The organism is Microbulbifer variabilis (genome assembly GCF_052467165.1).
This window is the reverse complement of record NZ_CP174301.1, coordinates 4,863,594-4,889,822: the sequence shown is the minus strand read 5'-3', so window position 1 is coordinate 4,889,822 and position 26,229 is coordinate 4,863,594. Positions and strand designations below refer to the sequence as shown.

Below are 26,229 nucleotides of genomic sequence, written 5' to 3'. Positions count from 1 at the left end.
CCTTCCCACTGCTGCCTGAGCAGCGAGGAGGCGAACTATACGGACTTCAGGGAGGGCCGGCAAGCACTTTTTGGAAAAATATTTCAAAAAGATTTTTGCCTGAAAATTAGCCTGCAAAGACTGTAAGAAAGGGGGATGACGATGCCTGGTATCGAGGCCCTACTAAATGAGGGCCTCCCTGCTTGAAAAGTAGCTGACAAATTAACTCTACAAGCTTTTCCCTGAAGAAGCTTTTATAGTCCGATCTCCCTCTACAATGGTGCTTGTATCATGTGCACTTACCTGCTGGCCTTTATCCTTACTTCTCCGCTTACCTGTAACCGCCCAAGCGAGTAGTGCAAACCAGGCAATCCATGAAAGTATTGCGGGAACATTTGCTGCAAAGATCTTTGGGAAATGCTTTCGGTTAAAAAAAAATGCAACTATTGATGGCAAGAAACAAACCAGCAAAAAGAATGTAACAAAAATAAAACCTGTAAGCGCACTGACACCACTGAGTATTTCCAAGAAGCTAGTTACCAACTGATCAAGATCTGTAAACATATCCTTATTCCTAATTATTGATTGTTCTTTTTACAGTCCCGCCAGCAACCATTTCTTTACAGTTATTTTAGATATTTTTTCTGAAAACTCTTCAACACCATTTTTTCTCTTCCTGTACGTCTATATATGTAGACACTGTACAGAATCAGAAAAACGACAAAGCCCGAAAAAACAATGAGGACCTCCTGGGGATGGCGAATTAAGGGTTCTGTCGAACCACTATAAGCTCTTGCATAGCTCCATATACCGATCAAAAAAATTTGTAGAAATAAAAAGAACCAGCTGAAATGAACCTCTCTACGTTTGCGCTTTAACCTGAGAAGACCCAAATCTACATAAGCTTTTGCCGATTCCTCTAATGGAGCCCACAAGCCACGACGATTAGTCATAGAGAACCCAACTGCCAAAGCAAGCATTGATAGCGCAAAAGCCAACCGTAAAATAACATCGGATTGATCTTTATTGAGTATCGCTACTACTACATAGATACCTACTCCTAACACTACAAGCCACTCAAAGGCTACCACTAATCGCATACGCCGTTCCTGACGACGCACCCACTTAAGGATTGCAGCTGGAACTTCTGTATTTACCGGCAGCTGCTTCCATATCTTTTCCAGCTCCAACCACTGCTTATCAGAATCTGTCCCACTCACTTCTCACCTCCTGACAGACAAATATTTAGGCGCTCTTTAGCTCTGTTTAGCCGTACCGCAATATTGGATTCACCGATACCAAGCACCTCAGAAATTTCTGCATAGCTCAACCCCTCCAGACGAAGAATCAATGTTTGTCGTAGTCCCAAGGGTAACCGTTGCACGGCACGAACCAAGCGATCCGACTTTTGCTCAGCAGCCAAACGCTCAGCGGGGCCAGGCTGATGATCCTCTAACTCCAGTAATTCCTCTCCACAACTATTCTGCGGTTTTCGCCTGGCTATCTCTGTTACACAGCGATTCTGCGCAATGCGATATACAAACGTCTTAAGGCTGGCATCCCCCCGGAATGCGGGCAGAGCTCGCCATAACCCCAGCCAGATCTCCTGTAGTAGATCATCATGCTCAGCCCTGGAATGTACATAACTATGTACCACCCGAGAAATACCTTCAGCATATTCCTCTATTGCTTGTTGAAATAATTGATCCCGCGATTCCACCGGCTACTCCATCATCTATGTAAGATACTGTACCGGCGGCATCAAAAACCTTACAAAATGTTTTCAATATTTTTTGGGCTTACCTCTATCACTATTTCCGGAATAATGGATAGAGCTATTAGCTACTCTATTGCGCTACACTGGCACAACATTGCCACCAGCAACTAGGGTGCGCCTATGGCGAAATCTATTAACAAAGACCAGAAACTCGATAACCAGCTCTGCTTTAGCCTCTATTCAGCATCTCTTGCGATGGGCAAGATGTATAAACCCCTGCTTGAAAAACTGGGGATTACCTATCCGCAATACTTATTGATGCTGGTTCTCTGGGAAGGAGATCAAATCACCGCTACGGAACTGAGTCAGCGCCTTGGGCAGGACAAGGGTGCCCTAACTCCAGTAATCAAGCGCCTGGAGAACCTCAAACTTATCAGCCGTCACCGCGACCCTGGGGATGAACGCAGGGTATTTATTGAGCTGACAACCAGCGGCAAGTCTATGCAAAAAGAGGCCGAGTCGATCCCAGAGAAGGTCTTACTGGCTTGCGGCCTTACCCGCCAATCTGCCAAGGTGCTTAGAGAGCAGATTGAAGTATTGCGCCAAAGCCTAAACCCATAAACCCCTTCGGCCCGTCAGGGGCCCCTTACTTCGTCTACCTTAGCAGTACCTATTGCCCTGATAGGCAAAAGTAATTATCGCAATAATAGTTATCGCAATAACATTTATTTGTGCCTCAGGTATGCCACTCACGGCCCCAAGGGCACTACCCCCGATTTTTATGACAAATTCATGAGGAGACGATTATGCAAACCCTATATAAAGCCGTAGCTACTGCCAACGGAGGCCGTGAAGGCCAAGCCAAATCTTCCGATGGCCACCTGAGCGTAAAACTGTCCATGCCGAAGGAATTAGGCGGCTCTGGCGGCGAAGGGACCAACCCGGAGCAACTGTTTGCAGCCGGCTACTCAGCCTGCTTTATTGGTGCGATCAAATTCGTTGCCGGCAAGCAAAAGGTAAACGTATCCGATGAGACTACTGTGCGTGCGGAAGTTGGTATCGGCCCACAAGGCAATGGATTTGGCCTGGATATTGACCTCTATATCAATATTCCCGGGCTCGATCAGGCTACAGCTGAAAAAATTGCAAACACAGCTCACGAAGAAGTTTGCCCTTACTCCAATGCAACCCGCGGCAACGTCGATGTGCGCCTGCATATATCTGTTTGACAAGTTGCAGTAGCGAACTCTTCAGAAGGTGTTAGTAATGACAAAGCTTAGTATTGCAAAGCTTGCGGTCCCTCTTCTCTTTACTATTGGTGGTATCTCAGCTTTCGCCGCCATTTCTCCTGGTGTGGAGCAAAATACGCAGAAATTCCTTAATGCACTGGCCCAAGGTGGTGGCAAGCCCATTGAGCAAATGTCTCCAAGAGATGCCCGCGCTGTTCTTGTAGGTGCACAGCAGGGCGCAACACTCCCACCGGCAGATGTCTCTCATAGAATTATTCATGTGAATGGTGAGAAAATTCGCTTAACCGTGGTTAAACCCAAAAACATCAAGGGCGAGCTACCTGTGTTTATGTATTTCCATGGTGGCGGATGGGTTCTGGGTGATTACCCCACGCATGAACGCCTGATTCGTGATCTGGTAAACCGATCAGGCGCTGCAGCAGTTTATGTTGATTACTCGCCCTCCCCGGAAGCAAAATATCCAACTGCTATTCATCAAGCTTATGCGGCGACTCAGTGGGTAGCAGATCATGGCAAGGAAATCGGAGTTGATGGATCACGTCTTGCGGTAGCTGGCAATAGCGTAGGTGGTAATATGGCAGCCGTCGTCTCCTTAATGGCTAAAAACAAGGGAACTCCGAAGCTCCGATTCCAGCTATTGTTATGGCCAGTTACGGATGCGAACTTTAATAATCAGTCTTACGAGGCGTTCGCTACAGATCACTTCCTGACTAAAAATATGATGGAGTGGTTCTGGGATAGCTACACGACTGACCCGAAGCAACGCGCTGAAATTTATGCATCGCCCCTGCGTGCCAGCATTCAGCAGTTACGCGGGTTACCACCCGCAATGGTTCAAACTGCAGAAATGGATGTACTTCGGGATGAAGGAGAGGCCTATGCCCGAAAGCTGAATGAAGCAGGCGTAACTGTCACTGCTGTCCGCTACAATGGCATGATTCACGACTACGGTCTGTTGAATGTGTTGAGTGATATCCCTGCAGTACAGGATTCTTTGGATCAGGCCGGTGCTCAATTAAGGGACCATCTAAAATAAGGCCGGAACAGATAAAAGTAGCCTCCCAAAGAGGCTACTTTTTATGATCTTAAGATGATATACGCGCTAAAGCTTCTATTTCGACCAAAGTATCCGGTGACGCCAATGATGCAACACCGATCCCAGTGATCGCCGGACGGGCTGTGCCCAAATATTTTGTCAGTATCGGTACAATCTTAGGCATATGCTCACTGAGCTCCCCTCTGATATAAACACGCAGCTGCAGCAGATTATTCACTGACGAATCTCCCTCAGTTAACACCGCTAATAGATTTTCAAATGCACTTTCTGCTTGGGCTTCAATATCTTTATTAACCACTTCATAGTCGGTATTCCAATCCACCTGACCGGAGATAAATATAAGGCCACTGATAACGTCCACTTTACCTTGAGACAGGCCAAAGGGCGCACCATCATATAGTGATTCAGGATTGATATTTAAAATATTCATAAATAAAACTCTGTAACCCGAAAAAAGTACAGAGCAATACTAGGACTATGGACTTATCAAATCTATTGAGCCAGGCTTGTTACGGATACAAGCAATCTACTATTGGTTAGCTCAAATAATTAACGGCTTTTTCCAGAACCCAACTGATCAGTGGGTCACTTTCAGCAGAGGGGTGAAACGCTGCGACGATTTCATAACCAGGAGGATATTTATCAAGGGGTATTTCATATAGTCCTTCACAAGGTAATAGGCGTGAAGGTATAAAACCCACCATATTGGTCTTCTTCAGATATTCCTTTGTTATAAAAAATGAAGGTGTAGAAATTGCAACATTTCTTTTTAAACCTTGCTTTTCAAGCCATCCATCAGCAGAACCGAGAAAACTGCCCACTCCAGGTGATGTGACGACAAAGTCGTAGTCCATTAGTTTTCTTATAGGTAGATAGTTTTCAAAGCTAATTTCCCTATTTGAAGATATACATAGGTATCTTTCTGTAGCCAGAGGTCGGGCAATCAATCCACTCGGAACGTACCCTTCAGAGGTGAAGGCAAGGTCAATCTCCCCCTGATGCATTTTTTGAGTAAGTGTCGTACTTTCAATATTTTTAATGATTACTTTTATTTTAGGCGCATACTCTCTGAGATCAGCAACTAACTCGCCAGTGACAAGAGTTTGTGCATAATCCGTTGCAGATATAACCAGCGTTCTTTCTGATTTGGTGAAGTCGATTGAGTCCGGCGCCGGCATCTCATTAAGCAATATTAGAATTTCACAGATTTTTGGTTCAATCAACTTTGCATAGCTGGTTGGTACCATGCCGTGCCCCGAGCGCACGAACAGAGCATCGCCGAGTATTGTTCGAATTTTCTTTAACTGTAGGCTCACAGCCTGCTGTGAAATATCTAAATTTTCGGCAACCAGGGATAAGTTTCTATACTTAAACAACGTATCCAGTAATTTGAGGTGCGAGATTTCCAGACTCTTAATCATATAAACGGTTCTAGGCACATCCTAGTTGGAATAAATTGTTAGGAGTTTATGAAAAATTCCAGCTCTGTCTTATAAATTCAATTTCTACTTTAAGAGCACCTGTAGGCAAATTGTAACTATCCAGTGAGCTCTCTCATTACGGCAGGCCCTAGCACCTTAGAGCAGCCATGCGGTTAACAATTTGAAATCCTAGCCGGGCGGCAGTGCGAGCAGCATGATCTTCAATATCGAAATAAGGATTAAACTCAGCCATATCAGCAAGGCAAACTTTCTTGGAATCGATCACGGTATCAAGTAACACTTCCAACAAATCAAGTGACACCCCCCGGCCAGAGGGGGCACTTACAGCAGGCATCACTGCAGCAGGCAGAACATCCAGACACACAGTGAGATAGACAAAATCTACTCTATCGGTAAACGCGCGAATTTGCCCCTTTACCTTATCCAGATTCCAGCTACTGATTTCCCGATCGCGGATTACCTCAGCACCCAGCTCACCTGCCCGGTTATACAGCGCTGGTGTATTGGCGTTATCAGCCGCACCGACACACAGATAATTAAAAGGGCGACCATTGATCTGGCACTGTTCAGCAATCTGGTAAAACGGCGTACCCGATGACCCCTTTGGCGAGGGGATACGCAGGTCCAGATGCGCATCAAAATTAATAACCCCCAGGGTTTTGTCCCGCTGTTGTTCACGCATCCAGCGGGCGATACCTTGATAGCTGCCAAAAGCAATCTCATGACCACCACCCAAAACTAACGGGAAATGACCATTACCTAATAACTCATTTATCCGCGCCCCCAGTAGTGCCTGACCAGACTCCAAGTCCTCACGCTCAACACGAACATTGCCTGCATCATAGAGAGGCAATTCAAAAGTGGCAGGCAGGTTAGCCATTGCCAGGCGCAGGATACGTGGGCCTTTGGCGGCACCGATACGCCCTTTATTACGGCGAACACCCTCATCGGAGGCAAAACCGAGAATGGCGATCCCAGGAGGATTATCCAGCTGTAATGGTGTAACCCGTTGATGCCAACGCTCACCGGCGCGACCATCTTCGCTATCAGTGCGACCACTCCACAGGTGCATATCAGCCAGCTGTAACATCTCTACCTCCGAGAAAAATTTGCGCGGGCTTCAGCGCACCCACTTCATAAGCCAGCAGGTCTGGGGTATCCATCGGCCACAAAACCATATCAGCGCGTAGCCCCGGACGCAGCACGCCGCGAGAGCAACAAAGTCCCAACGCTCGCGCCGCTGATCGGGTCACACCGGCAAGTGCTTCGGCAGGAGTTAGACCAAATAAGTTACAACCCATATTCATCATCAAACGCAAAGAGGCGATCGGACAGCTGCCGGGGTTGAGGTCAGTGGACAGAGCCATGCACACTCCCGCCCCACGCAACTTTTCAACTGGTGGGACCTGGGTCTCATGCAGGGTATAAAAAGCACCTGGTAACAATACCGCCACGGTACCGCTTTCAGCCATAGCCAGTGCATCGGCATCGCTGATGTATTCAATATGATCCACGGATAATGCGCCAGCCTTGGCAGCCATAGCCGTTGCGCCGGTACGAGCCAACTGTTCAGCATGTACCTTTACAGGTAAATCGAGTTTCTTTGCAGCATCAATTACCCGCTGGCATTGGTCCACGGAGAAACCGATAGTCTCGCAAAACATATCTACAGCATCTGCCAGCTGCTCTCGCGCCACCGCTGGTAGTATCTGCTCACAAATCAGGTCAATATATTCATCAGGGCGACCATCGTATTCCGGTGGCAGGGCATGAGCTGCCAGGCAGCTGGTCACTATATTTACCGGATTATGTTGGGCCAGGCGGCGGGCGGTTCGCAGTTGCTTTAGCTCGGTATCCAGGTCGAGGCCATAACCGGATTTGATTTCTACCGTAGTAACCCCTTCGGACATCAATGCATGAAGGCGCGGTTCAGATAGTCGATATAACTGCTCGGCACTGGCTGCACGGGTGGCGCGCACTGTAGAAATAATGCCACCACCGGAGCGGGCCACTTCTTCATAGCTCTCTCCCCCCAGGCGGCGGGCAAACTCCCCGGCCCGATGACCGCCATAAACAAGGTGGGTATGGCAGTCGATTAGCCCTGGGGTCAACCACTGGCCCTCACCATCAATAACCTCGTCCGGGGTGCAGTCAGGTAATTCCCGGCGTGGTCCCAACCAGACAATCTTGCCGCCGGTTACCGCTACAGCAGCATCCTCCACAGCACCGTATGCACCCACTATCGAGGGGTCCATGGTGGCGGCATTCACATTCGTAATCAGTAGGTCACAGCGTTCTGTCATAAGCTTCTAGCGGCGCGCTTTTCCTTCTTAAACCATAGATGCCCGGCTGAGCTGCCAGGCAAAACCGAAGCACTCAGGATACAGACCATAGCCCCGGCTTGACAGTCATCATTTTGGCCACCATAGTAGCCAGAAACACCTATTGTATATACAACCATATACAAGCATTCATTACACTGTACCTGAGTCTATGAATACTGCAAGCGAGCCACGCTACGCGATGATTAAGCGCCATATCCGCCAACAAATTGAAATTGGCGCTTGGCCCGTCCACTTCCAGGTGCCCTCGGAGAACCAGCTGGCGCAAGAGTTTGGTGTCAGTCGTATGACAGCCAGGCGCGCCCTGAGCGAACTGACCGACGAAAGGGTACTGATGCGCTCCCAAGGGCTTGGCACTTTTGTTGCTGAGCCGGTGCCTGCCAGTTCCCTATTAGAAGTGCGCAATATTGCCGATGAGATTTCGGCACGCGGACACAGCTACAGCAACCGCATTTTGCTGGCACAGCAGTGTATGGCCAGCGCTGAAGTGGCGCGCGCCCTGGAAGTGCCCGAACAGGCCAAAGTTTTTCACTCCATTATTGTGCACTGTGATAACGGCCTGCCCATTCAATGGGAGGAGCGCTTCACCAATCCTGCATTAGCCCCGGAATACCTGCAGCAGGATTTCGCCCACACTACGCCCAACGCCTATCTTTCCAGGGTTGCACCTTTAACCGAGGCGGATACCACTGTTGAAGCGATCGCCGCAGAAGCATCCATTGCCTACGCATTGGAAATAGCTACCGGCGATGCATGCCTGCAGGTATGGAGACGCACCAAGAGCAGCGCCGGCACCGTGAGCTTTGCGCGCTTAGTACACCCGGGCAATCGCTACCGTCTGGGTGCACAACTGAGATTCTAGACACTGCTTTATCAAAAAAATCGCCGACTGGCCAAATAGCCAGCAATAAGGGCGCATGAAATTTAACTAATTCATTTTGCGAGGAATCCATGTCCACCGATAAACGTCACGACCCAAGTCGTAAAATCCGCGCTCCTCACGGCACCAAGCTCAATGCTAAAAGCTGGCTTACCGAAGCTCCCCTGCGCATGTTAATGAACAATCTGGATGCAGAAGTTGCAGAGCGCCCGGAAGATCTGGTGGTTTATGGTGGTATCGGCCGCGCAGCACGCGACTGGGAGTGCTACGACAAGATTGTCGAAGTGCTAACGCGCCTGGAAGGTGATGAGACCCTGCTGGTACAGTCTGGCAAGCCAGTAGGTGTATTTAAAACCCATGCCGATGCGCCGCGAGTATTAATTGCCAACTCCAACCTGGTTCCCCACTGGGCCAACTGGGAACACTTCAACGAGCTGGATAAAAAAGGCCTGGCCATGTATGGCCAGATGACCGCCGGCTCCTGGATCTATATCGGCTCCCAAGGCATCGTACAGGGAACCTATGAAACCTTTGCAGCAGTGGCACGCAAACATTTTAACGGAGAAGCAAAAGGCAAATGGATTCTCACCGGCGGCCTCGGCGGCATGGGTGGCGCCCAGCCCCTGGCAGCCACTATGGCAGGCTTCTGCATGATCGCGGTGGAGTGCGATGAAACCCGTATCGATTTCCGTTTGCGCACTGGCTATGTAGACAGGAAAGCCACCAGTCTCGACGAAGCGCTGCAAATGATTGAAGAGGCCATGGAAAGAGGCGAAGCCATTTCGGTTGGCCTGCTGGGCAACGCAGCCGATATTTTCCCGGAAATTGTGCAGCGCAATATTCTGCCAGATTCAGTTACCGACCAAACTTCCGCACACGACCCTTTAAATGGTTACCTGCCTAAAGGCTGGACCATGGAATACGCTGCAGAAATGCGGAAAAAAGACGAGGCCGCGGTGGTAAAAGCGGCCAAGCAATCCATGGCAATCCAGGTGGAAGCCATGCTGGAGCTGCAAAAGCGCGGCGCCGCCACCCTCGACTACGGCAACAATATTCGCCAGATGGCCCTCGAAGAGGGTGTGGAAAATGCCTTCGACTTCCCCGGATTTGTACCCGCCTATATTCGCCCGCTGTTCTGTGAAGGTGTAGGCCCTTTCCGCTGGGCGGCCCTGTCCGGCAACCCGGAAGATATCTACAAGACCGATGCCAAAGTTAAAGAGTTGATCCCCGACAATCCGCAGCTGCATAACTGGCTTGATATGGCCCGTGAGCGCATTCATTTCCAGGGACTGCCCGCACGTATCTGTTGGGTTGGTCTGAAAGATCGTGCCCGCTTGGCTCTGGCATTTAACGAAATGGTCGCCAATGGCGAATTGGAAGCACCAGTGGTTATCGGCCGCGATCACCTAGACAGCGGCTCAGTGGCCAGCCCTAATCGCGAGACAGAGGCCATGATGGATGGCTCCGATGCTGTCTCCGACTGGCCGTTGCTAAACGCCCTATTGAATACCGCCTCCGGTGCCACCTGGGTATCCCTGCACCACGGTGGTGGTGTCGGCATGGGCTTCTCCCAACATTCAGGTGTGGTGATTGTCTGTGACGGCACCGAAGCTGCGCGCAAGCGTATCGAGCGTGTTCTCTGGAATGACCCTGCCACCGGCGTAATGCGCCACGCTGATGCCGGCTATGAAGTCGCGAAAAAATGTGCAAAAGAACAGGGCCTCGACCTGCCCATGCTGAAAGACTGATTTTTTACCGCAATAAAAATACCGCCGGTAGAAATCTCTTACGGCCCGAATAATTTTTTCGGGCTGGACTACCGGCGCCAGTGCAGTAAATATTTTTTGGTGAATTAATTTATGTATCAATTGGAAATCGATCCCGGCCAGTTAAGCCTTGCGCAACTGCGCCGCGTAGCTCGCGAGTCGGTGCAGCTGTCCCTGGCAAAAAGTGCCTACCCCGCTATCGAAGCTTCTGCCCACACCGTTGCCCAGGTAATTACCGAAGGCCGCACGGTATACGGTATCAATACCGGTTTTGGCCTACTCGCCAACACTCGCATTGAAAAGCACGACCTGGAAAACCTGCAACGCGCTATTGTACTGAGCCATGCCGCCGGCACCGGCAACTTTATGAGCGAAGCTACCGTACGCTTGCTGATGGTACTGAAAATCAACTCCCTGGCCCGCGGTTTTTCCGGCGTGCGCCCTCAGGTTATTGAAGCACTGATACAACTGGTTAATGCAGGCGTTTACCCTGCAATTCCCGAAAAGGGCTCTGTAGGTGCTTCAGGTGACTTGGCACCGCTGGCCCATATGAGTGTGGTACTGCTGGGCGAAGGTGAAGTATTTATTAAAGGCGTACGCAAGCATGCCCATGAGGGCCTGAAAGCCGCAGGCCTGGAGCCTATCACCCTGGCTCCCAAAGAGGGCCTCGCCCTGCTAAACGGCACCCAGGCTTCCACCGCCTTTGCTCTGCTCGGCCTGTTCGCCAGCGAGGATTTATTCGCCGGCGCACTGGTTACCGGTGCCATGACACTGGAAGCCGCCAAGGGCTCACGCCGTCCCTTCGACGACCGTATCCACAACGCCCGTGGCCAACAGGCACAGCGGGATGTCGCCGCCGTTTACCGCGACCTGCTCGGTGAAAATAGCCAGATCGGTGATTCACATCAGTTTTGCGAGAAAGTGCAAGATCCCTACTCCTTGCGCTGCCAGCCCCAGGTAATGGGCGCCTGTCTGCAACAAATGCGCTTTGCCGCTGAAGTACTGCTGGCCGAAGCAAATGGTGTTTCCGACAACCCACTGGTATTTACCGACGAGAAAAACCCGGATAACTCTGACATTATTTCCGGCGGTAATTTTCACGCGGAACCAGTGGCCATGGTCGCCGATAACCTAGCGTTGGCACTGGCAGAAATCGGCTCGCTATCCGAACGCCGTATGGCCCTGCTGATCGACAGCAACCTGTCCGGCCTGCCCCCGTTCCTGGTGGAAAATGGCGGGGTAAACTCTGGCTTTATGATCGCCCAGGTTACTTCTGCCGCATTGGCCAGTGAAAATAAATCCATGGCACATCCTGCCAGCGTGGACTCCCTGCCCACTTCCGCAAACCAGGAAGACCACGTTTCCATGGCGACTTTTGCCGGCCGCCGCCTGCGGGAAATGGCCGACAATACCTGTGGTATTTTGGCTGTGGAATTACTCGCAGCTTGCCAGGGGTTGGATTTTCGCGCTCCATTAAAGTCCACAGAAAAACTGGAATCGGCGAAGACAAAACTGCGCGAGCGAGTGCCTTTCTATGATAAAGACCGTTACTTTGCTCCGGATATTGAAGATGCTAAACAGCTACTAAGCAGCGGCGCTTACCTCGATGCTGTAAGCCCGTTAGTACTGCCGAGCGCCAAATAATTCGATTTAGCTCCCGCAACCAGCAAGGCTGGCAGGAGCCTTTCTCACAAAATATCGGCGATATTCCATCCCGGTATTTTGTGAATATTTAGTGGTTTTACCCCCCTCCCCACCTTACCGTTTTTGCTCCAGACAACCGCCTCTCAGAAGTGGGACTTTCCATTCGTCTCATCTCATTACCAATTTGCCCGCCAATCCCCTACTAGAACATTTTTTTTACTTCATGATGATTTTTGTGACAAAAGTGCTAGGCTGATTATTAGACGTTTTACCCGCCAAAAGGCGTGGAGGTCTTGATGAAATCGCTGTCCAGAAGGCTGCTCTGTGGCTCTGGCTTTGCACTGGCAATCGCAGCGGGCGCTTCCCTCTCTGCTTGCAGTGGTTCCGGCTACCCATGTGGGAGTTACGATTGTTCAGCCAGTTATTACGGATACAGCCCTTATTACAGTAAGACCTATTACAACCTGCGTGGTCGCTATGCCCACTGCCACCCCGATGGCACCTGTCACAACGTGCAGCATTGTAATTTCTACTGGGACGGCAATTTCTACCGCCTGAGACCACCGGCAGTAGTGAACAGAGGCTTTCAGGTGCTTGATCCTCCCGACCCACGCTTCCGCGCCAGGCCCTATTAATCCCGAAATTTAGTGTTCGCCAGATTGGCACACACAAGGGGCTTGCCCCCTGTGGGCACGGCCTCTCCGGGGGGAAATTCCACTTACCGGAGAAAGCACTATGAATAGAGCTGTGAAGTCGGTGATTATCGCCGCCACGGTATGTGTGGGTCTCACCTTAGGGGCCTGTACAACCGGAGGTTATGGTGGCTATTACAGTGGGGGGGGAATCGCCTATACCTCCTCTTACGTATACCCTTACGCCACCCCCAACTACTACCCTTCAAGTAATATTTATGTCTCCTACCGAACGCCGGTTTACCAGTACTACCGGGCAACACCGCGCTACGGCTACTACTATGGCGGAGCCTACTCCTATTACCGCTCCCCCGCGCTCCGCGGAAATCCTCGCTATCGTGCGAGGTACTACTATCGTGGGCTGCCTTACTACAACCGCTTCTACTCTCCCAGACCATCCTACCTGCGTGTTCGCGCCTACCATGGCGGATATCGCGGCCACCGAGTGTATCGCAGCCATCGCGGGTATAGAGGACATCGCGGTTACAGAGGGCATCGCGGGTATCATCGCGTTCGTGGAGGGCATCGCCGCGGGAGACGCTAATCATCCGCTGTTATAAAAATTTTTACCCCACCGGGATTTTTCCAAGTCCCGGTGGGGCACTAAAAAAGCGGGACAGACATTGGTCTTTAAAGTGAACGCAACCCTGAAATCTGGGCCTCAAAAAACCAATGCTCTAGAAATTGAAAGTTTCGATAAGATATCTTCACCTCATCACTTGCGATAAGTGTCGCCACAATTTACAAAATGTCGCTTATTTCCTCACTTTGACATTTATTCCCTCTAATCTGAGAAAAGACACATCACAAGCTTGTGCAACTCATTGCAAGTCAAGAGGTAACTGCGGTGCAGAAATTACTACTGCTTCTGCTTACCGTGGCCCTGGCAACAGGAGTTGCCGGTTGTTCGACAACCGCGCCCAAGGGAAGCCCCAAGTCATTGTCCTTGAACGGGCAAAAATTTCACTGTGTAGAGCAGGAGTTGGAAACTAAGACCCTGGTACGTTGTAGCCGCTCCGGCTAAAAATAGATTTAAATACTCCGATTTTTATTTAAATTTGAAATTAACAGTTGAGTAAGATGAGTTTTACTCAACGCGAACAACCCGCAGGGTATCTGTGTGGCCACCAATATCCTGTTGATAGCCTCGCGAAACCAAAACAAAATCTCCTGGCATTAACAGCTTCCTCTGCTTCAGGTGGCCTATTGCCTTTTGGTCCCTGGAGGGTCCATCCATGCCCGCAACTGCCATCAATACCGGGTCGACGCCCCGGTAAAGCGCCACACGGTTACAGATACGGCGGTGTCGGCAAAAGGCATAAATGGGGATTACCGAACGGACCCGTGACATCAGTAGAGCAGTATTTCCGGTTTCGGTCTGGCAGATAATCGCCTTGATATCCCTGCAATGATTCGCAATGGTAATAGCAGCCACAGCAATACAAGCATCACCAGCCGGATAATTACCACGTAAAATATCTGAGGGCCTCTGGGTAGCACGGTGTTTTTCCGCCCCAATAATCACCTCAGCCATATGCCGCACAGTCTCCACCGGGTAACGACCGCTGGCAGTTTCCGCCGAGAGCATTACCGCATCAGTACCATCCAGGACAGCATTGGCAACATCACACACTTCGGCCCTTGTCGGCACTGGGCTGGAAATCATCGACTCCATCATTTGAGTAGCGGTGATTACTGTGCGATTCAGGTAGCGCGCAAATTTAATCAGGTGTTTTTGTACCCCCATTAACTCCGCATCGCCAATCTCTACCGCCAAGTCACCGCGTGCCACCATTATTGCGTCGCTTGCCAGGATTAATTTTTCCAAATGCGCATCACTGGAAACCGCTTCAGCACGCTCTATTTTGGCGATGATTTGGGAAGTGCCGCCAGCCTGTTGCAGGAGTTCCCGCGCCCGGTGAATATCCTGAGCCTCACGGGGAAAGGAAACAGCCAGGTAATCCAGTTGCAACTCCGCGGCTACCTGAATATCCCGCAGGTCTTTTTCAGTCAAGGCCGGGGCTGTGAGTCCTCCACCTTGTTTATTAATCCCTTTGCGATCCGAAAGCCAGCCCCCTGACTCCACTTCGGTAATAACTTCAGTACCTTCGATTTTTTTTACTCGCAAACTGAGGCGACCATCGTCCAATAAGAGACAATCGCCGAGGACACAATCCTGTGCTAACTGGGGATAATCCACCGATACCCCATTGGCATCGCCACCCGCATCCGCTCGGTTGGGGTCGAGGACAAATTCCGAACCGCTCTCCAGTAAAACTCGACCATCGCCAAATTTGCCCACCCGAATTTTAGGTCCCTGCAAATCACCGAGAATCGCAACATGACACCCCTGCCGCGCCGCCTCAGCACGAACCTGTTCGGCCCGGCGGCGGTGATCTGCGGAAACACCATGGGAAAAATTGAGGCGTACCATATTGACTCCCTCCTCAATCAACTGGCAGAGGGTATCGCTCTGGTCACTCGCGGGACCGAGTGTGGCGACAATTTTCGTGCGTCTGATCATGTCTGTATTTATCCGCAAATCCCTACCCCCATCTCAGTGGAAGCATAGCTTGTCACTCCTGTCGACTCCCTATCGCAGGCAATTACTAGGCTTATATATGAGGCAGATTCCGGCTGGATATATTGGACAAAGCGGGAAAACGAAAATCGGAATAAGGGAGTTATTCGCCAATGAGCAGGTTGGTGCAAATTTGGCTACTGGGAGCCCTGCTGGTAATTGGCGGATGCCTGGCAACCGGTTCGGAGGAAGCGAGAGTCATACAAAATGCGGGGAACCCGCAGAGTGTATGCGGTAAAAAGTGGCAGTTGGTGCGCCTGCGAGTTAACGGGGCCGCTATCCCGGTACAAAAACCGGAAAACTTCACATTCCTGTGCAACCCCGATGGCAATGTAATGGGCCGCAGCGGCATCAATACCTATCGTGGGGAATTACAAATTACGGCCAACGGCCAGATGTTGTGGGACACCTCCAGCTTTGTATCTACCAAAATGGGCGGTCCACCCCAGCTGCTGCAACAGGAACATACTTACCTGCGGGCGCTCTCCGGCACCCGCCAAGCTTTTACCAAATCCCGGGGAAAACGCCTGATCCTGCGCGATGCTTCCGGTGATATATATATTGAATATGTCCGTGCAGGACCTTGAACGCCACCACAGACCGCTGGTAGTTTTTACGATTAAATGTCGCAATACTTACGAGAACGACATCATGCCGCGAGATCACTTACGCTTGCAGCTTATGATTCCAAGCCTGCTCGCCCTGCTTCTTTCCGGGTGTATGTCCTTTGACGCCCCCAGTGAACCCCAGCCTCTCCGACATTCAGCCTGGTCTGCCTGTAATCACGAGTGGGTTCTGTCCAGTCTGAAAGATGGCGAACATACCTATGAGTACCTACTCATATGGCGGAAATTTTGGCGCGAAAGACCTTTTTTCACCTGTGACCGCTTTGGTTTTGTACGCGGAAGCGGCGGTGTAAACCCCTACCTGGGACGCTTTTCCCTGGAGAGCAACGGTGCTCTGTCCTGGTCAACAGTCCCGGCCATCTCACGTAAAGGCCGGGCCCATCCCAGTGATGAGCTGGAGGCCGACTACCTGAAGGCACTGCGCAAAGCCCGACTCCTCGAAGTCGTTGGGGACAAATTGATTATGAGTAGTCGCGACAGCAATACCCGGCTCGAATTTAATCGGGTTGATGAAATCATGCGCTAAGATCACTCTACACAAAGGTTACAAGCATAAAAAAGGCGACCCAAAGAGTCGCCAATATTACAATCAAGAAGAATCAAAAAGATGAGTCAGATGCGCATTCGCTTAAGAAAGCCTCTATGCCGCGCATCATACTTTCAAAAAGTGACAAAAACATGACCACGGCGCACCTACAAACGGCGACGCTGGTGCCTCTCCAGGTTTTCCTGCCGCTTGCGCTCACTCTTGCGTAGTAACAAATAGGTCGCACCCATACCACCATGTTGCTTCTGCGCACTGTGGAAAGCTAGAACCTCATCCAGTTGCGGCAACCAGTGATTAATACAGCTTTTCAAAAGCGCCGGCTGCTTACGTCCCTCCCCTTTTCCATGAGTGATCAGGGCACAGCGTACGTCCGCCTCCACGCAATCCCGCACAAATTCCACGACGATACTACGCGCCATCTCCACAGAGTGGCGATGCAAATCCAGGCGAGCATCCACTGTGTACTTACCCAGACGCAAATTGCGGAATACCCCGTTTTGCACCCCATCCCGCTTAAACTCAATAGGGTCCCAGGGTGCCACCAGCTCAACATACTCGCCGGAGAGGGGATTCATTTCGCGCTCAGTCTTGCGAGTGGCCGCAGCGCGGCGCTCACGCAGGATTTGCTCAGGTGTTTCACCTTCCTTGCGCAATGTCACCCGGCGCTCCTGCACCAGTGGTTTAACCCCCCCCAGTTCACCGAGGGCGTCTTTAAATAACTTGCTGTCGCTGCTCACGAAATACCCCCTGCCAGCGTCAGTCTAGAAATAAATCCTTAGTTAATTCCCCCGCATTGGACGGGTTGTGAGCATAGTCGGTGAAGTCCTTTACACCGCGCTCCACCAGAAGCTCTTCATCGATTAACTGGCGTCCAGTAAGAGTACCTTTCTCAGTCGCCAGTATTTCGTAAGCAGCATCCGCCATGATCGCCGGTTTGCGGCTCTGTTCAAACATCTCGCGGTTGCCCACCGCAAATTCGATTGCCGCAGTAGCCACCAACGTACGCGGCCATAAAGTATTCACGCTAACTCCCGCCTCACGCAGCTCTTCAGCCAACCCCAAACTCAAGATGGTCATACCGAATTTGGAAAGGGCATAGGGGGCAAAGGGCCCCAACCACTTGGGCTGTAAATTCAGCGGGGGGCACAAGCTGAGAATATGGGCGTTGTCAGACTTCTTAAGGTAGGGGATTGCCAAGTGAGCCGTCAGATACACTGCGCGACTGTTGATGTTCTGCATCAGGTCGTAGCGCTTGGGCGGGGTGGACTCTACATTGGTCAGGTTGATCGCGCCGGCATTATTGATCACCGCGTCGATACCCCCAAACCTGTCTGCAGCCTGAGCCATCGCGTCCTGAACCCGCTGCTCATCACGCACATCCACCTGCAGGGCCAAGGCCTTGCCACCAGAGCCCTCAACCTCCTGGGCGACCGAGAAGATGGTGCCGGGCAGCTTTGGATGTGGTTCTGCCGACTTGGCAGCAATCACAATGTTTGCGCCGTCCGCTGCGCACTTCAGCGCTATAGCACGACCAATACCTCGGCTGGCGCCGGTGATAAAAATGGTCTTGTCCTTAAGTGCCCCTGTATTCTCTGTCAGGGTTACAAACTCTTCACTCATATTCCTCAGCCTCCGGGGCAATAACTGCCGGACTGTAAATTTCCTTGAAGATCGCCGGCATACGTTTCGGCCTACCACTGGACAGCTCGATGCACACCATCCGCCACTGGGCCCGCAATACCAGTGCCCCATCGGCGGCGCGAAAGACTTGAAAGCGGCGGGTCATATTCAGGCGCCCATCCACTTCTGTCAGCCAGGTGCCAAATACCAGTTCATCCCCCTCTCTCGCCGCCAGTATATAGTCATACTCTCCGTGGCGAATGGCCATTCCCCGGTCGAGATCCTGGTAATTCGTGACATCTAATCCCAATTCAGCACTGTGAGCCCAGGCTGTAGCTTCACACCAGTGCACATATTCCGCATTGTTGGCATGGCGCAGGCCATCTACATGGTGTGTACCTACGGTCACTCTGCGCGTAAAGGGTGTCGGTAAATCCCACTGCATAAGCAACTCCCAGCAATTCTTTAGGTTCTTATGGGAAGAGAAATTCCATCACTCGCCCAGAGGGCAAGTTACAGGTATAAAAAAAGGCCCCCTCAGGGACCTTTTTGACAAGTGACGTGTAATTATGCGTCAGCTTGTGCACCTTCGGCCTGCTTCTGGGCCTGATCCAGCGCCTGGGCGAACAGCGCATCAAAGTTAACCGGCGGCAGCATCAGGGCCGGGAAAGAACCTTTAACTACAGCGTTGTCGATCACTTCGCGGGCGTAGGGGAACAGGATTTGCGGGCAGGCAGTATTCAGTGCCTGGGCCAGCTGCTGACCTTCCAGGCCTTTAATGCCAAACAGGCCGGCTTGTTTTACTTCCACCAGGAAGGCGGTGTCTTCTTCCAGCTTCACAGTGATAGTCAGAGTGAGCGCAACCTCATACAGGTCTTCATCAACCTTGGCGGTCTTGGTGTTCAGCTCCTGGTTAACCTGGGGCTTCCACTGTTTCTTGAAAACCTCGACACCCATGGGAGTCTCGAAGGAGAGGTCCTTCAGGTAGATACGCTGCATCGCGAATTGTACTTGTGGAGCCTCTGCGTTTGCCGCGCCGTTTAATTCTTCAGCCATGTTACAGCCTGTTCTTTATAAAGTTTATTGATGCCTTCCGTGAGAAAGACTCCCTGTATGAGTCTTCAGATTGGGGCCTGAAAATACCGTTTCAAGGCCCGGTACGGATAAATAGCAAAAACCTGCCGCCGCATGTGGCCCACGGCGACAACCTTTTTCAACCAGTGGATTTCAGTAACTTATCCAACTTGCCAGCGCGCTCCTGCGCCATCAAATCGTCGCAACCTCCCACATGAACATCGCCAACCCAAATCTGCGGCACTGAGCGGCGCCCCGCTTTAGCCGCCATCTGCGCACGCAGTTCCGGTTTATTATCCACCGCGATCTCGCGATAGCTCACGCCCTTGCTGTCGAGTAGTTGCTTGGCACGAATACAGTAGGGACAGAAACGGGTGGTGTAGATGACTACATCCTGCATAACAAAACTCCGCCAAATGCTATCAAAACAAGCTACCGATCTAACTCTTTCCCTTGACCAATGGCAGGTTCTGGTTGCTCCACTCACTCATGCCACCCTGCAGGCGGCGCACCTGGAAGCCTTTTTGTTTCAACATACGCCCTACAGGCCCTGCGTGCTGACCCATTTTGTCCGCGACAATAATGACCTTATCTTTAAAAGGCTCCAGCTCAGCAATGCGCTCAGCCACGTCCCCGTGGGGGATATGCAGGGCATCGACGATATGCCCGTCAGTGAATTCACTGCGATCGCGCACATCCAGCACCTTGGCCCCATCGCTGTTAATCAGCCGGGTAACTTCATGCATGGATACCGGTACACCGGCCTTATAGCGCTCGCTCAGAACCAGCGCATAGAGCAATGCCACGAGCAGGCCAACCAGCAGCCATTGCTCACTCAAAAAGACGAAAAAATCCACTCCGCCCCCAAAATCCTTAGTGGTTATCGTTACGGCGCTGCTGCGCCAAAGCTGGCGGGAGTATACACGATTGTGGCGAATTTCTAACCAGCAAAATGGTACCTCCGCCGTGCTTACACCACCTTTGCGAGGCTGCGCCCTGGCTAATCGACATGGTTAAATGATGGCCGAACAGGTTAAAATCCGCGTCCGCAATTTAAACCATCCAATAGAGGAATCCCGTCGCTATGGCCGCTCCGCAAGCCCCGCACAAACGCCCCTTGGTCCTGCTGATTCTGGACGGCTTCGGCCACAGCGACAATCCCGAGCACAATGCGGTTCACGCCGCAAACTCCCCGGTTTGGGACAACATCTGGGCCAGCCGCCCAAAAACCCTGATCCAGACCTCCGGTATGGCAGTGGGCCTACCCGATGGACAAATGGGTAATTCTGAAGTGGGACACATGACCCTGGGTGCCGGCCGAGTGGTGTATCAGAACTTCACCCGGATCAACAAAGCAATTCAGGATGGCGACTTCTTCCGCAACACTGCCTATACAGCGGCTGTGGACAAAGCCATCGCCAATAACGGTGCGGTGCACATTATGGGGTTACTGTCTGAAGGCGGTGTGCACAGCCATGAAGACCACATCGTCGCTATGGTGACCCTGGCTGCGCAGCGCGGTGCCCGCGCCATTTATGTACACGCTTTCCTGGATGGTCGTGACACGCCGCCGCGCAGCGCCGAGCCCTCTATCGCACGGCTGATGCAGGTATGTGATTCCATAGGCAATGCTCATATGGCTACCCTTGCCGGCCGCTACTTTGCCATGGACCGCGATCAACGCTGGGAGCGCACCGAATCTGTCTACGACATGCTCACCCTCGGTACCTCAGAGTACAAAGCGTCTGACGCCCTGGCCGGATTGGCCGCCGCTTATGAGCGCGGTGAAAGTGATGAATTCGTTGCCCCGACAATTATCGGCGAGCCCGCTCCCATCCAGAATGGCGACGCTCTTATCTTTATGAATTTCCGCCCAGATCGCGCGCGCCAGCTGACTCGCGCCTTCACCGAAACGGACTTTAGCGGCTTCAAGCGCAAAGCCAAACCAGAACTGGCGGACTTTGTGATGACCACCGAATACGCTGCGGATATCCACGCCAGCTGTGCCTTCCCACCGGAAAATCTGGTGAATTCCCTCGGTGAATATCTGTCGACCCAGGGCAAGACCCAGCTGCGCATTGCCGAGACTGAAAAATACGCCCACGTTACTTTCTTCTTCAGCGGCGGTCGCGAAGAGCCCTACAGCGGTGAAACCCGCGAACTGATCAAGTCCCCCGACGTAGCTACTTACGACCTACAACCGGAAATGAACGCGCCGAAAGTCACCGACAAGCTGGTGGCGGCGATTGAGAGCGGCGCATATGACGCCATTATCTGTAACTACGCCAATGGCGACATGGTCGGCCACACAGGGGTATTCGAAGCCGCTGTAAAAGCCGTGGAAGCCCTGGACCAATGTGTGGAACGTGTCGTAGATGCTGCCCTGGCCGCCGGCGGCGAAGTACTGATTACTGCTGACCACGGCAATGTAGAAGAAATGTTCGACGCCAACTCCGGCCAGGTCAGCACCCAGCACTCCACCCTGCCGGTACCATTTGTCTACATCGGTGAACGCAATGTACAAATGTGTGACGGAGGCAGTCTGGCGGACGTGGCTCCAACCATGTTAGCGTTGATGGATCTGCCACAGCCGGCAGAGATGACCGGCCACAGTTTGGTAAAAATGGACTGATGAAAACTCTCGTACTCTTCCTGATTGCCCTGCTGTCACTGCCCGCCTGGAGCCAGGCAGAAGCGGACCAGCAGGCACGCCTCGCGGAAATCAAGCAGCGCATCGAATCCCTGCAACTGGAACTTAACCAGGTGCGCGGGCAGCGCGACCAGCTGCTCAAGGATCTGGAAGAGAACGAGAAGGACATCTCAGGGCTTCACCGGCGGATAAACCAGATTAAAAAAGATATGCGCAGCCGCTCGGACAAGTTGCGTGAACTGCAGCGGGAACAGAAGCAGCTGCAGGAGGCGCGACGAAGTATGCAGCGGCGGGTCGAACAGGAGATCGCCGCCGCTTACCGACTAGGCCGACAAGAACAGATCAAGCTCCTGCTCAACCAACAAGATCCCCAGAACATCGCTCGCCAACTCCGCTATCACGATTACTTCCTCCAAGAACGCAGCCACACCATTGACAGCTACCTGGAAACCCTCGCGTCACTAGAGACCGTCAGCAGTTCTATTGAGCGTGAGCAGCTAGTTCTGCAGGGAGAACGGGAACAGCTGCAGGAGCGCCAGAGTAAGTTGCGCAGTGCCCAGAAGAATCGCAAACGCACCCTGGACAAGCTGGCTGCGAAACTCGCTGATGGCAGTGGCGAGCTTAAGCAATTGCAGGGCGATCGCTCACGCTTGCAAAAATTGATTGATGAAGTTGGCCGCGCCATCGCCTCTCTCGTGAATCCTGGGGATCAAAAGCCCTTTGCTCGCCAGCGAGGCAAGATGCAGTGGCCGGTAAAGGGGCGCCGCGCCAACGCCTATGGACAGCGCCGCACCAATGGCATCACCTGGAAGGGTGTAACTATCCGCGCAGCCGAAGGAGAGCCTGTGCGTGCTATACACCGCGGGCGAGTGGTATTTTCTGACTACCTGCGCGGCCACGGCATGCTGGTAATTCTCGATCACGGTGACGGCTATATGAGCCTCTATGCACACAACCAATCCCTTACCCGCAATATTGGCGAGTGGGTGGAGAGCGGTGAAACAATCGCGCGCGTGGGCAATACAGGCGGGCTTACTCAGAGCGGTGTCTATTTTGAGATCCGCCATCGCGGTAAGGCGAAAGATCCAACTGCTTGGTGCCGATCCTGATAAACTATCGGCGGCAGAGGCCCAATCTTTTGTCGCCATTTCACAACAATTGCTGTGATGAATAAGGTTTCAAGTGCACTTTCTTCTATCGAGTGTCCTTGCCTAACAAACCGCTAGGCCAGGAAGTCCAAAGACCCCGCCACCAGCTACTCAGCCCACCTGTAAGACAGTTCGTTTTATCGCGACTAAGCCTATGACATCGTAGAAATTGGCGTCATCTTAGAATCCCTGCCAATCTCTGCGGTCTACACTTTCGCAAAGCAGCGAAGAAATAAGGCAGAGGTCACAACAACATGTTCATACCCAAGGCGCTGACCACCTTTCTCGGCGCGGCCACCCTCGCAACCCTGCCTTTGATGGGTCTTAGCGAAGGAGGCAAGCAACCCGATGTCATCGCCGAGGCCGCCGGGCGCCTACCTCTAGAAGACTTACGCAGCTTTGCCAAAGTATTCGAGCAAATCCGCCAGGGATATGTCGAGGAAGTAGACGATCGTACCCTGCTTGAATATGCCATCAAAGGTATGCTGCAGGGCCTCGACCCTCATTCTTCCTACCTCGACCGCCGCTCCTTCGATGACCTGCAAGCCAATACCACCGGCGAATTTGCCGGCCTGGGTATCGAGGTTGGTATTGCGGATGACCACATTACCGTGGTGACACCGATGGACGATACTCCTGCCTCGCGCGCGGGCTTAAAGGCCGGGGATGTCATATTGCGCCTTGCGGGTAAATCCATGAAGGGTGTCAGCCTGGATGAGGCGGTGGAATGGATGCGTGGCCCCAAAGGCAGCAGTGTCACCCTGACTATCGCCCGCAAAGGCCACAAAGAACCTTTCGATGTCACCCTCAAACGCGACACCGTGCGTGTGCGCAGTGTGCGCAGTAAAGTACTCGATGAAGGCTACGGCTATTTACGTATCAGTCAGTTCCAGCTGGATACCGGCACCGATGTGGCGAAAGAGTTAATCAAGCTGCAGAAAAAGGGCCCTCTCAAAGGCCTGATTATCGATCTGCGCAACAATCCAGGTGGTGTCCTGCAATCTTCGGTTGAAGTAGTGGATGCTTTCCTGGAAGAAGGGCTGGTCGTCTATACCGAGGGCCGTAATGAATCCTCCAATCTGAGCTACTCTGCCGAACCCGGAGACCTGACAGAAGGTGCTCCACTAGTAGTGCTGATCAATGCCGGCTCTGCCTCGGCAGCGGAAATTGTCGCCGGAGCTCTGCAGGACCACCGCCGCGCCGTAGTAATGGGGACTGATAGCTTTGGCAAAGGCTCAGTGCAAACAGTGATTCCCATCACTAACGAGCGCGCAATCAAACTCACCACTGCACTTTATTACACCCCCAATGGACGTTCGATCCAGGCCCAGGGCATCACTCCGGATATTGTGGTGGAAAGGGTAAAGATCACCCGCCTGGAAAATTCCAAGCGCCCCACAGAAGCCGACCTTGCCGGACACCTGAATAACGGCAACGGCGGTGCCGATCGCACCTCTGAGGATCGCGCGCGGGAGCAGGAAGAGCGGGATAACTGGCTGGATCGTGACAACCAGATCTTCGAAGCACTCAATGTGCTCAAAGGGCTGAATCTCTACGCTCACAGGGACAGGGGTCTGCGCGAACGCTTCGCCCGCACAGACGAAAAGCTGTAACTGGCGCGCGGCGGGCCTCCCGGCCCGCCGCCAGCGCATAGCCCCGATTTAAACTCTGAATTTTCCCGCGATATACCTGGCTACAGGCGCATCTCTATCCCAGCTTCCTGCATATACGCCTTGGCCTCGGCGATGCTGTACTCACCAAAATGGAAGATACTGGCAGCCAACACCGCATCGGCACCACCCTGCAATACGCCTTCCGCCAAATGCTGAAGGTTGCCGACCCCCCCCGAAGCAATCACTGGAACCGGCACTGCCTCAGTCACGGCACGAGTCAGAGCCAGGTCAAAGCCATTCTTGGTTCCATCACGATCCATACTGGTGAGCAGTATTTCTCCAGCACCATACTCCGCCATCTGCCGCGCCCAGGCCACTGCATCAATGCCGGTCGGCTGACGCCCACCGTGGGTAAAGATTTCCCAGCGGTTTTCCCCCACCTGCTTGGCATCAATAGCCACTACGATGCACTGACTGCCAAAGCGTTCTGCCGCCTCGCGCACAAACTCAGGGTTCTTCACCGCAGCAGAGTTAATCGCCGTCTTGTCCGCACCAGCGTTGAGCAGATTGCGGATATCCTGCAAGGTGCGAACGCCACCACCGACGGTAAGTGGAATAAAAACCTCATGGGCCATTTTTTCCACTATATGCAGGATGGTATCTCGCTGCTCATGGGTAGCCGTGATATCTAGGAAAGTCACCTCATCGGCACCCGCCTCGTTATAGCGGCGGGCAATTTCCACCGGATCACCGGCATCGCGGATATCGACGAAGTTCACGCCTTTCACTACGCGGCCGGCATCGACATCTAGACATGGGATAATACGTTTCGCCAGAGCCATTATTTCTTCCGTTGATCGCAAAGCTGCTGCGCAGCGCGCAGATTCAACTTGTCTTCGTAAATTGCCCGGCCGGTAATCGCACCATATATCTCGCCGGTATCCAACAATTGTTCAATATCCTCAATACTGCTGACACCACCGGAAGCGATAATCGGCACCTGTACCGCGCGCGCCATTTCCAGAGTGGCCTCGATATTGACGCCCTGCATCATGCCGTCGCGGGCAATATCTGTGTACACGATCGAGCTGACGCCACAATCAGCGAAACGCTTGGCCAGTTCTGTAGCTTTCAGCTCAGATACCTCAGCCCAGCCCTCGGTAGCTACCAGCCCATCTTTGGCATCGAGCCCGACAATAATATGTCCTTCGAACTCACGACAGGCTTCCTCTACCAACTTGGGATCTTTCACCGCAGCAGTGCCAATAATGGCCCAGGTAACACCGGCATCCAGGTAGCGTTCGATAGTATGTAAATCCCGGATACCACCGCCGATCTGTACCGGCAGATCGGGAAACTGTCTGGCGATGGCAGTAACGGCCTCACCATTTACAGGGTTGCCGGCAAAGGCTCCGTTCAGGTCCACCAAGTGCAGGCGCCTGGCTCCCTCGTTTACCCAATGCTGGGCAGTGGCTAGGGGATCATCGGAAAATACGGTGGCGTCGTCCATTTCACCCTGGCGCAGGCGCACGCATTGGCCGTCCTTGAGGTCGATAGCGGGAATTACAATCATGCTCTGTCTTTCGTCGGCAGTAGTTATT

30 protein-coding genes are annotated in these 26,229 nt (G+C 52.4%); 14 read left to right on the top strand and 16 right to left on the bottom strand.

The annotated features are described in order from the left end of the window. Positions 1-207: 207 nt before the first annotated feature. The 3 genes from ACJJIP_RS21805 to ACJJIP_RS21795 form a co-directional block, all read right to left on the bottom strand. Positions 208-543, bottom strand: a complete 336-nt coding sequence (locus tag ACJJIP_RS21805; protein WP_353375924.1) for a superinfection immunity protein — start codon at positions 541-543, stop codon at positions 208-210. 62 nt (positions 544-605) lie between these two features. Next, the gene (locus tag ACJJIP_RS21800) at positions 606-1,199 is read right to left on the bottom strand and encodes a hypothetical protein (RefSeq protein WP_282952153.1); all 594 of its coding nucleotides are present in this window, start codon (positions 1,197-1,199) and stop codon (positions 606-608) included. Next, positions 1,196-1,699, bottom strand: coding sequence for an RNA polymerase sigma factor (locus tag ACJJIP_RS21795; protein ID WP_020414099.1), 504 nt, complete (start codon positions 1,697-1,699; stop codon positions 1,196-1,198). The genes ACJJIP_RS21800 and ACJJIP_RS21795 overlap by 4 nt, the downstream gene beginning before the upstream one ends. 177 nt (positions 1,700-1,876) lie before the next feature. Here ACJJIP_RS21795 and ACJJIP_RS21790 point away from each other — a divergent pair, with 177 nt between their 5' ends. The 3 genes from ACJJIP_RS21790 to ACJJIP_RS21780 all read left to right on the top strand — a co-directional run bounded on the left by ACJJIP_RS21790 (position 1,877) and on the right by ACJJIP_RS21780 (position 3,982). After that, on the top strand, positions 1,877-2,317 hold the full coding sequence (locus ACJJIP_RS21790) for a MarR family winged helix-turn-helix transcriptional regulator (RefSeq protein WP_282952151.1): 441 nt from the start codon (positions 1,877-1,879) through the stop codon (positions 2,315-2,317). Between the two features lie 185 nt (positions 2,318-2,502). Continuing rightward, positions 2,503-2,925 (top strand): organic hydroperoxide resistance protein, encoded by a 423-nt coding sequence (locus ACJJIP_RS21785; protein WP_020414097.1) that lies wholly within the window; start codon positions 2,503-2,505, stop codon positions 2,923-2,925. Between the two features lie 37 nt (positions 2,926-2,962). Further along, entirely contained in the window at positions 2,963-3,982 is a 1,020-nt protein-coding gene (locus tag ACJJIP_RS21780) for an alpha/beta hydrolase (protein ID WP_020414096.1), read from the top strand. A 49-nt stretch (positions 3,983-4,031) separates the two neighbouring features. Here the strand turns inward: ACJJIP_RS21780 and ACJJIP_RS21775 are convergent, their stop codons facing one another. The 4 genes from ACJJIP_RS21775 to hutI all read right to left on the bottom strand — a co-directional run bounded on the left by ACJJIP_RS21775 (position 4,032) and on the right by hutI (position 7,748). Then, positions 4,032-4,433, bottom strand: a complete 402-nt coding sequence (locus tag ACJJIP_RS21775) for a RidA family protein (RefSeq protein WP_020414095.1) — start codon at positions 4,431-4,433, stop codon at positions 4,032-4,034. A 106-nt stretch (positions 4,434-4,539) separates the two neighbouring features. Beyond that, complete coding sequence (locus ACJJIP_RS21770) at positions 4,540-5,424, bottom strand: LysR family transcriptional regulator (RefSeq protein WP_444945977.1); 885 nt, start codon at positions 5,422-5,424, stop codon at positions 4,540-4,542. Between the two features lie 148 nt (positions 5,425-5,572). Then, positions 5,573-6,535, bottom strand: coding sequence for a formimidoylglutamase (gene hutG / locus ACJJIP_RS21765; protein ID WP_020414093.1), 963 nt, complete (start codon positions 6,533-6,535; stop codon positions 5,573-5,575). Next, positions 6,519-7,748: an imidazolonepropionase gene (gene hutI / locus ACJJIP_RS21760; protein ID WP_444945976.1), complete on the bottom strand. Its 1,230-nt coding sequence runs from the start codon at positions 7,746-7,748 to the stop codon at positions 6,519-6,521. Before hutI ends, hutG begins: the two co-directional genes overlap by 17 nt. 190 nt (positions 7,749-7,938) lie before the next feature. Here hutI and hutC point away from each other — a divergent pair, with 190 nt between their 5' ends. The 6 genes from hutC (at position 7,939) to ACJJIP_RS21730 (ending at position 13,793) form a co-directional block, all read left to right on the top strand. After that, positions 7,939-8,649, top strand: a complete 711-nt coding sequence (hutC, locus tag ACJJIP_RS21755; protein WP_282952144.1) for a histidine utilization transcriptional repressor HutC — start codon at positions 7,939-7,941, stop codon at positions 8,647-8,649. Between the two features lie 89 nt (positions 8,650-8,738). After that, the gene (gene hutU / locus ACJJIP_RS21750; protein WP_444945975.1) at positions 8,739-10,415 is read left to right on the top strand and encodes a urocanate hydratase; all 1,677 of its coding nucleotides are present in this window, start codon (positions 8,739-8,741) and stop codon (positions 10,413-10,415) included. 111 nt (positions 10,416-10,526) lie between these two features. Next, positions 10,527-12,077, top strand: coding sequence for a histidine ammonia-lyase (gene hutH, locus ACJJIP_RS21745; protein WP_020414088.1), 1,551 nt, complete (start codon positions 10,527-10,529; stop codon positions 12,075-12,077). 296 nt (positions 12,078-12,373) lie between these two features. Continuing rightward, positions 12,374-12,712, top strand: a complete 339-nt coding sequence (locus tag ACJJIP_RS21740) for a hypothetical protein (protein WP_020414087.1) — start codon at positions 12,374-12,376, stop codon at positions 12,710-12,712. 100 nt (positions 12,713-12,812) lie between these two features. Further along, positions 12,813-13,313 (top strand): hypothetical protein, encoded by a 501-nt coding sequence (locus tag ACJJIP_RS21735; protein ID WP_444945974.1) that lies wholly within the window; start codon positions 12,813-12,815, stop codon positions 13,311-13,313. Between the two features lie 303 nt (positions 13,314-13,616). Beyond that, positions 13,617-13,793 carry a hypothetical protein gene (locus ACJJIP_RS21730; protein ID WP_020414085.1) on the top strand — a complete coding sequence of 59 codons (177 nt, stop codon included), beginning with the start codon at positions 13,617-13,619 and terminating at the stop codon, positions 13,791-13,793. A 63-nt stretch (positions 13,794-13,856) separates the two neighbouring features. Here ACJJIP_RS21730 and pyk read toward each other — a convergent pair whose 3' ends face one another. Continuing rightward, positions 13,857-15,293 (bottom strand): pyruvate kinase, encoded by a 1,437-nt coding sequence (pyk, locus tag ACJJIP_RS21725; RefSeq protein WP_444945973.1) that lies wholly within the window; start codon positions 15,291-15,293, stop codon positions 13,857-13,859. Between the two features lie 170 nt (positions 15,294-15,463). Between pyk and ACJJIP_RS21720 the strand changes: the two genes are divergently transcribed. Both ACJJIP_RS21720 and ACJJIP_RS21715 read left to right on the top strand, forming a co-directional pair. Beyond that, positions 15,464-15,937 (top strand): META domain-containing protein, encoded by a 474-nt coding sequence (locus ACJJIP_RS21720; RefSeq protein ID WP_020414083.1) that lies wholly within the window; start codon positions 15,464-15,466, stop codon positions 15,935-15,937. Next, positions 15,918-16,502, top strand: a complete 585-nt coding sequence (locus ACJJIP_RS21715) for an META domain-containing protein (RefSeq protein ID WP_020414082.1) — start codon at positions 15,918-15,920, stop codon at positions 16,500-16,502. The genes ACJJIP_RS21720 and ACJJIP_RS21715 overlap by 20 nt, the downstream gene beginning before the upstream one ends. A gap of 167 nt (positions 16,503-16,669) precedes the next feature. On the opposite strand, the gene smrA is transcribed toward ACJJIP_RS21715, so the two are convergent. The 6 genes from smrA to ACJJIP_RS21685 all read right to left on the bottom strand — a co-directional run bounded on the left by smrA (position 16,670) and on the right by ACJJIP_RS21685 (position 20,074). Further along, positions 16,670-17,260, bottom strand: a complete 591-nt coding sequence (smrA, locus tag ACJJIP_RS21710; protein ID WP_020414081.1) for a DNA endonuclease SmrA — start codon at positions 17,258-17,260, stop codon at positions 16,670-16,672. Between the two features lie 19 nt (positions 17,261-17,279). Further along, a complete protein-coding gene (locus tag ACJJIP_RS21705; protein ID WP_020414080.1) occupies positions 17,280-18,143 on the bottom strand; it encodes an SDR family oxidoreductase in 864 nt (287 codons plus the stop codon). Further along, positions 18,136-18,588, bottom strand: a complete 453-nt coding sequence (locus ACJJIP_RS21700; RefSeq protein ID WP_020414079.1) for an acyl-CoA thioesterase — start codon at positions 18,586-18,588, stop codon at positions 18,136-18,138. Before ACJJIP_RS21700 ends, ACJJIP_RS21705 begins: the two co-directional genes overlap by 8 nt. Positions 18,589-18,710: 122 nt before the next feature. Continuing rightward, on the bottom strand, positions 18,711-19,199 hold the full coding sequence (gene secB, locus ACJJIP_RS21695; protein WP_020414078.1) for a protein-export chaperone SecB: 489 nt from the start codon (positions 19,197-19,199) through the stop codon (positions 18,711-18,713). Between the two features lie 157 nt (positions 19,200-19,356). Then, on the bottom strand, positions 19,357-19,617 hold the full coding sequence (grxC, locus tag ACJJIP_RS21690; RefSeq protein WP_020414077.1) for a glutaredoxin 3: 261 nt from the start codon (positions 19,615-19,617) through the stop codon (positions 19,357-19,359). A 40-nt stretch (positions 19,618-19,657) separates the two neighbouring features. Next, complete coding sequence (locus ACJJIP_RS21685) at positions 19,658-20,074, bottom strand: rhodanese-like domain-containing protein (protein ID WP_282952137.1); 417 nt, start codon at positions 20,072-20,074, stop codon at positions 19,658-19,660. 227 nt (positions 20,075-20,301) lie between these two features. On the opposite strand from ACJJIP_RS21685, the gene gpmI reads away from it, so the two are divergent. From gpmI to ACJJIP_RS21670, 3 genes are all read left to right on the top strand, one after another. After that, positions 20,302-21,849 (top strand): 2,3-bisphosphoglycerate-independent phosphoglycerate mutase, encoded by a 1,548-nt coding sequence (gene gpmI / locus ACJJIP_RS21680; protein ID WP_020414075.1) that lies wholly within the window; start codon positions 20,302-20,304, stop codon positions 21,847-21,849. Further along, positions 21,849-22,976, top strand: coding sequence for a murein hydrolase activator EnvC family protein (locus ACJJIP_RS21675; protein WP_444945972.1), 1,128 nt, complete (start codon positions 21,849-21,851; stop codon positions 22,974-22,976). Before gpmI ends, ACJJIP_RS21675 begins: the two co-directional genes overlap by 1 nt. Before the next feature lie 293 nt (positions 22,977-23,269). After that, positions 23,270-24,628 carry a S41 family peptidase gene (locus ACJJIP_RS21670; RefSeq protein WP_020414073.1) on the top strand — a complete coding sequence of 453 codons (1,359 nt, stop codon included), beginning with the start codon at positions 23,270-23,272 and terminating at the stop codon, positions 24,626-24,628. 80 nt (positions 24,629-24,708) lie between these two features. On the opposite strand, the gene hisF is transcribed toward ACJJIP_RS21670, so the two are convergent. Both hisF and hisA read right to left on the bottom strand, forming a co-directional pair. After that, a complete protein-coding gene (gene hisF, locus ACJJIP_RS21665) occupies positions 24,709-25,470 on the bottom strand; it encodes an imidazole glycerol phosphate synthase subunit HisF (protein WP_020414072.1) in 762 nt (253 codons plus the stop codon). Beyond that, positions 25,470-26,201 (bottom strand): 1-(5-phosphoribosyl)-5-[(5-phosphoribosylamino)methylideneamino]imidazole-4-carboxamide isomerase, encoded by a 732-nt coding sequence (gene hisA, locus ACJJIP_RS21660; RefSeq protein ID WP_444945971.1) that lies wholly within the window; start codon positions 26,199-26,201, stop codon positions 25,470-25,472. The genes hisF and hisA overlap by 1 nt, the downstream gene beginning before the upstream one ends. Positions 26,202-26,229: the final 28 nt, after the last annotated feature.

Bases quoted from the DNA above. Each gene is read 5' to 3' on its own strand.
- hutU (WP_444945975.1), top strand. From the start codon at position 8,739: ATGTCCACCGATAAACGTCACGACCCAAGTCGTAAAATCCGCGCTCCT.
- hutI (WP_444945976.1), bottom strand. From the start codon at position 7,748: ATGACAGAACGCTGTGACCTACTGATTACGAATGTGAATGCCGCCACC.
- ACJJIP_RS21720 (WP_020414083.1), top strand. From the start codon at position 15,464: ATGAGCAGGTTGGTGCAAATTTGGCTACTGGGAGCCCTGCTGGTAATT.
- ACJJIP_RS21770 (WP_444945977.1), bottom strand. From the start codon at position 5,424: ATGATTAAGAGTCTGGAAATCTCGCACCTCAAATTACTGGATACGTTG.
- ACJJIP_RS21775 (WP_020414095.1), bottom strand. From the start codon at position 4,433: ATGAATATTTTAAATATCAATCCTGAATCACTATATGATGGTGCGCCC.
- hisA (WP_444945971.1), bottom strand. From the start codon at position 26,201: ATGATTGTAATTCCCGCTATCGACCTCAAGGACGGCCAATGCGTGCGC.
- ACJJIP_RS21780 (WP_020414096.1), top strand. From the start codon at position 2,963: ATGACAAAGCTTAGTATTGCAAAGCTTGCGGTCCCTCTTCTCTTTACT.
- ACJJIP_RS21805 (WP_353375924.1), bottom strand. From the start codon at position 543: ATGTTTACAGATCTTGATCAGTTGGTAACTAGCTTCTTGGAAATACTC.
- pyk (WP_444945973.1), bottom strand. From the start codon at position 15,293: ATGATCAGACGCACGAAAATTGTCGCCACACTCGGTCCCGCGAGTGAC.
- ACJJIP_RS21785 (WP_020414097.1), top strand. From the start codon at position 2,503: ATGCAAACCCTATATAAAGCCGTAGCTACTGCCAACGGAGGCCGTGAA.
- ACJJIP_RS21715 (WP_020414082.1), top strand. From the start codon at position 15,918: ATGTCCGTGCAGGACCTTGAACGCCACCACAGACCGCTGGTAGTTTTT.
- hisF (WP_020414072.1), bottom strand. From the start codon at position 25,470: ATGGCTCTGGCGAAACGTATTATCCCATGTCTAGATGTCGATGCCGGC.
- ACJJIP_RS21740 (WP_020414087.1), top strand. From the start codon at position 12,374: ATGAAATCGCTGTCCAGAAGGCTGCTCTGTGGCTCTGGCTTTGCACTG.
- grxC (WP_020414077.1), bottom strand. From the start codon at position 19,617: ATGCAGGATGTAGTCATCTACACCACCCGTTTCTGTCCCTACTGTATT.
- secB (WP_020414078.1), bottom strand. From the start codon at position 19,199: ATGGCTGAAGAATTAAACGGCGCGGCAAACGCAGAGGCTCCACAAGTA.
- hutC (WP_282952144.1), top strand. From the start codon at position 7,939: ATGAATACTGCAAGCGAGCCACGCTACGCGATGATTAAGCGCCATATC.
- ACJJIP_RS21705 (WP_020414080.1), bottom strand. From the start codon at position 18,143: ATGAGTGAAGAGTTTGTAACCCTGACAGAGAATACAGGGGCACTTAAG.
- gpmI (WP_020414075.1), top strand. From the start codon at position 20,302: ATGGCCGCTCCGCAAGCCCCGCACAAACGCCCCTTGGTCCTGCTGATT.
- ACJJIP_RS21670 (WP_020414073.1), top strand. From the start codon at position 23,270: ATGTTCATACCCAAGGCGCTGACCACCTTTCTCGGCGCGGCCACCCTC.
- hutG (WP_020414093.1), bottom strand. From the start codon at position 6,535: ATGTTACAGCTGGCTGATATGCACCTGTGGAGTGGTCGCACTGATAGC.
- ACJJIP_RS21735 (WP_444945974.1), top strand. From the start codon at position 12,813: ATGAATAGAGCTGTGAAGTCGGTGATTATCGCCGCCACGGTATGTGTG.
- ACJJIP_RS21675 (WP_444945972.1), top strand. From the start codon at position 21,849: ATGAAAACTCTCGTACTCTTCCTGATTGCCCTGCTGTCACTGCCCGCC.
- ACJJIP_RS21700 (WP_020414079.1), bottom strand. From the start codon at position 18,588: ATGCAGTGGGATTTACCGACACCCTTTACGCGCAGAGTGACCGTAGGT.
- hutH (WP_020414088.1), top strand. From the start codon at position 10,527: ATGTATCAATTGGAAATCGATCCCGGCCAGTTAAGCCTTGCGCAACTG.
- ACJJIP_RS21790 (WP_282952151.1), top strand. From the start codon at position 1,877: ATGGCGAAATCTATTAACAAAGACCAGAAACTCGATAACCAGCTCTGC.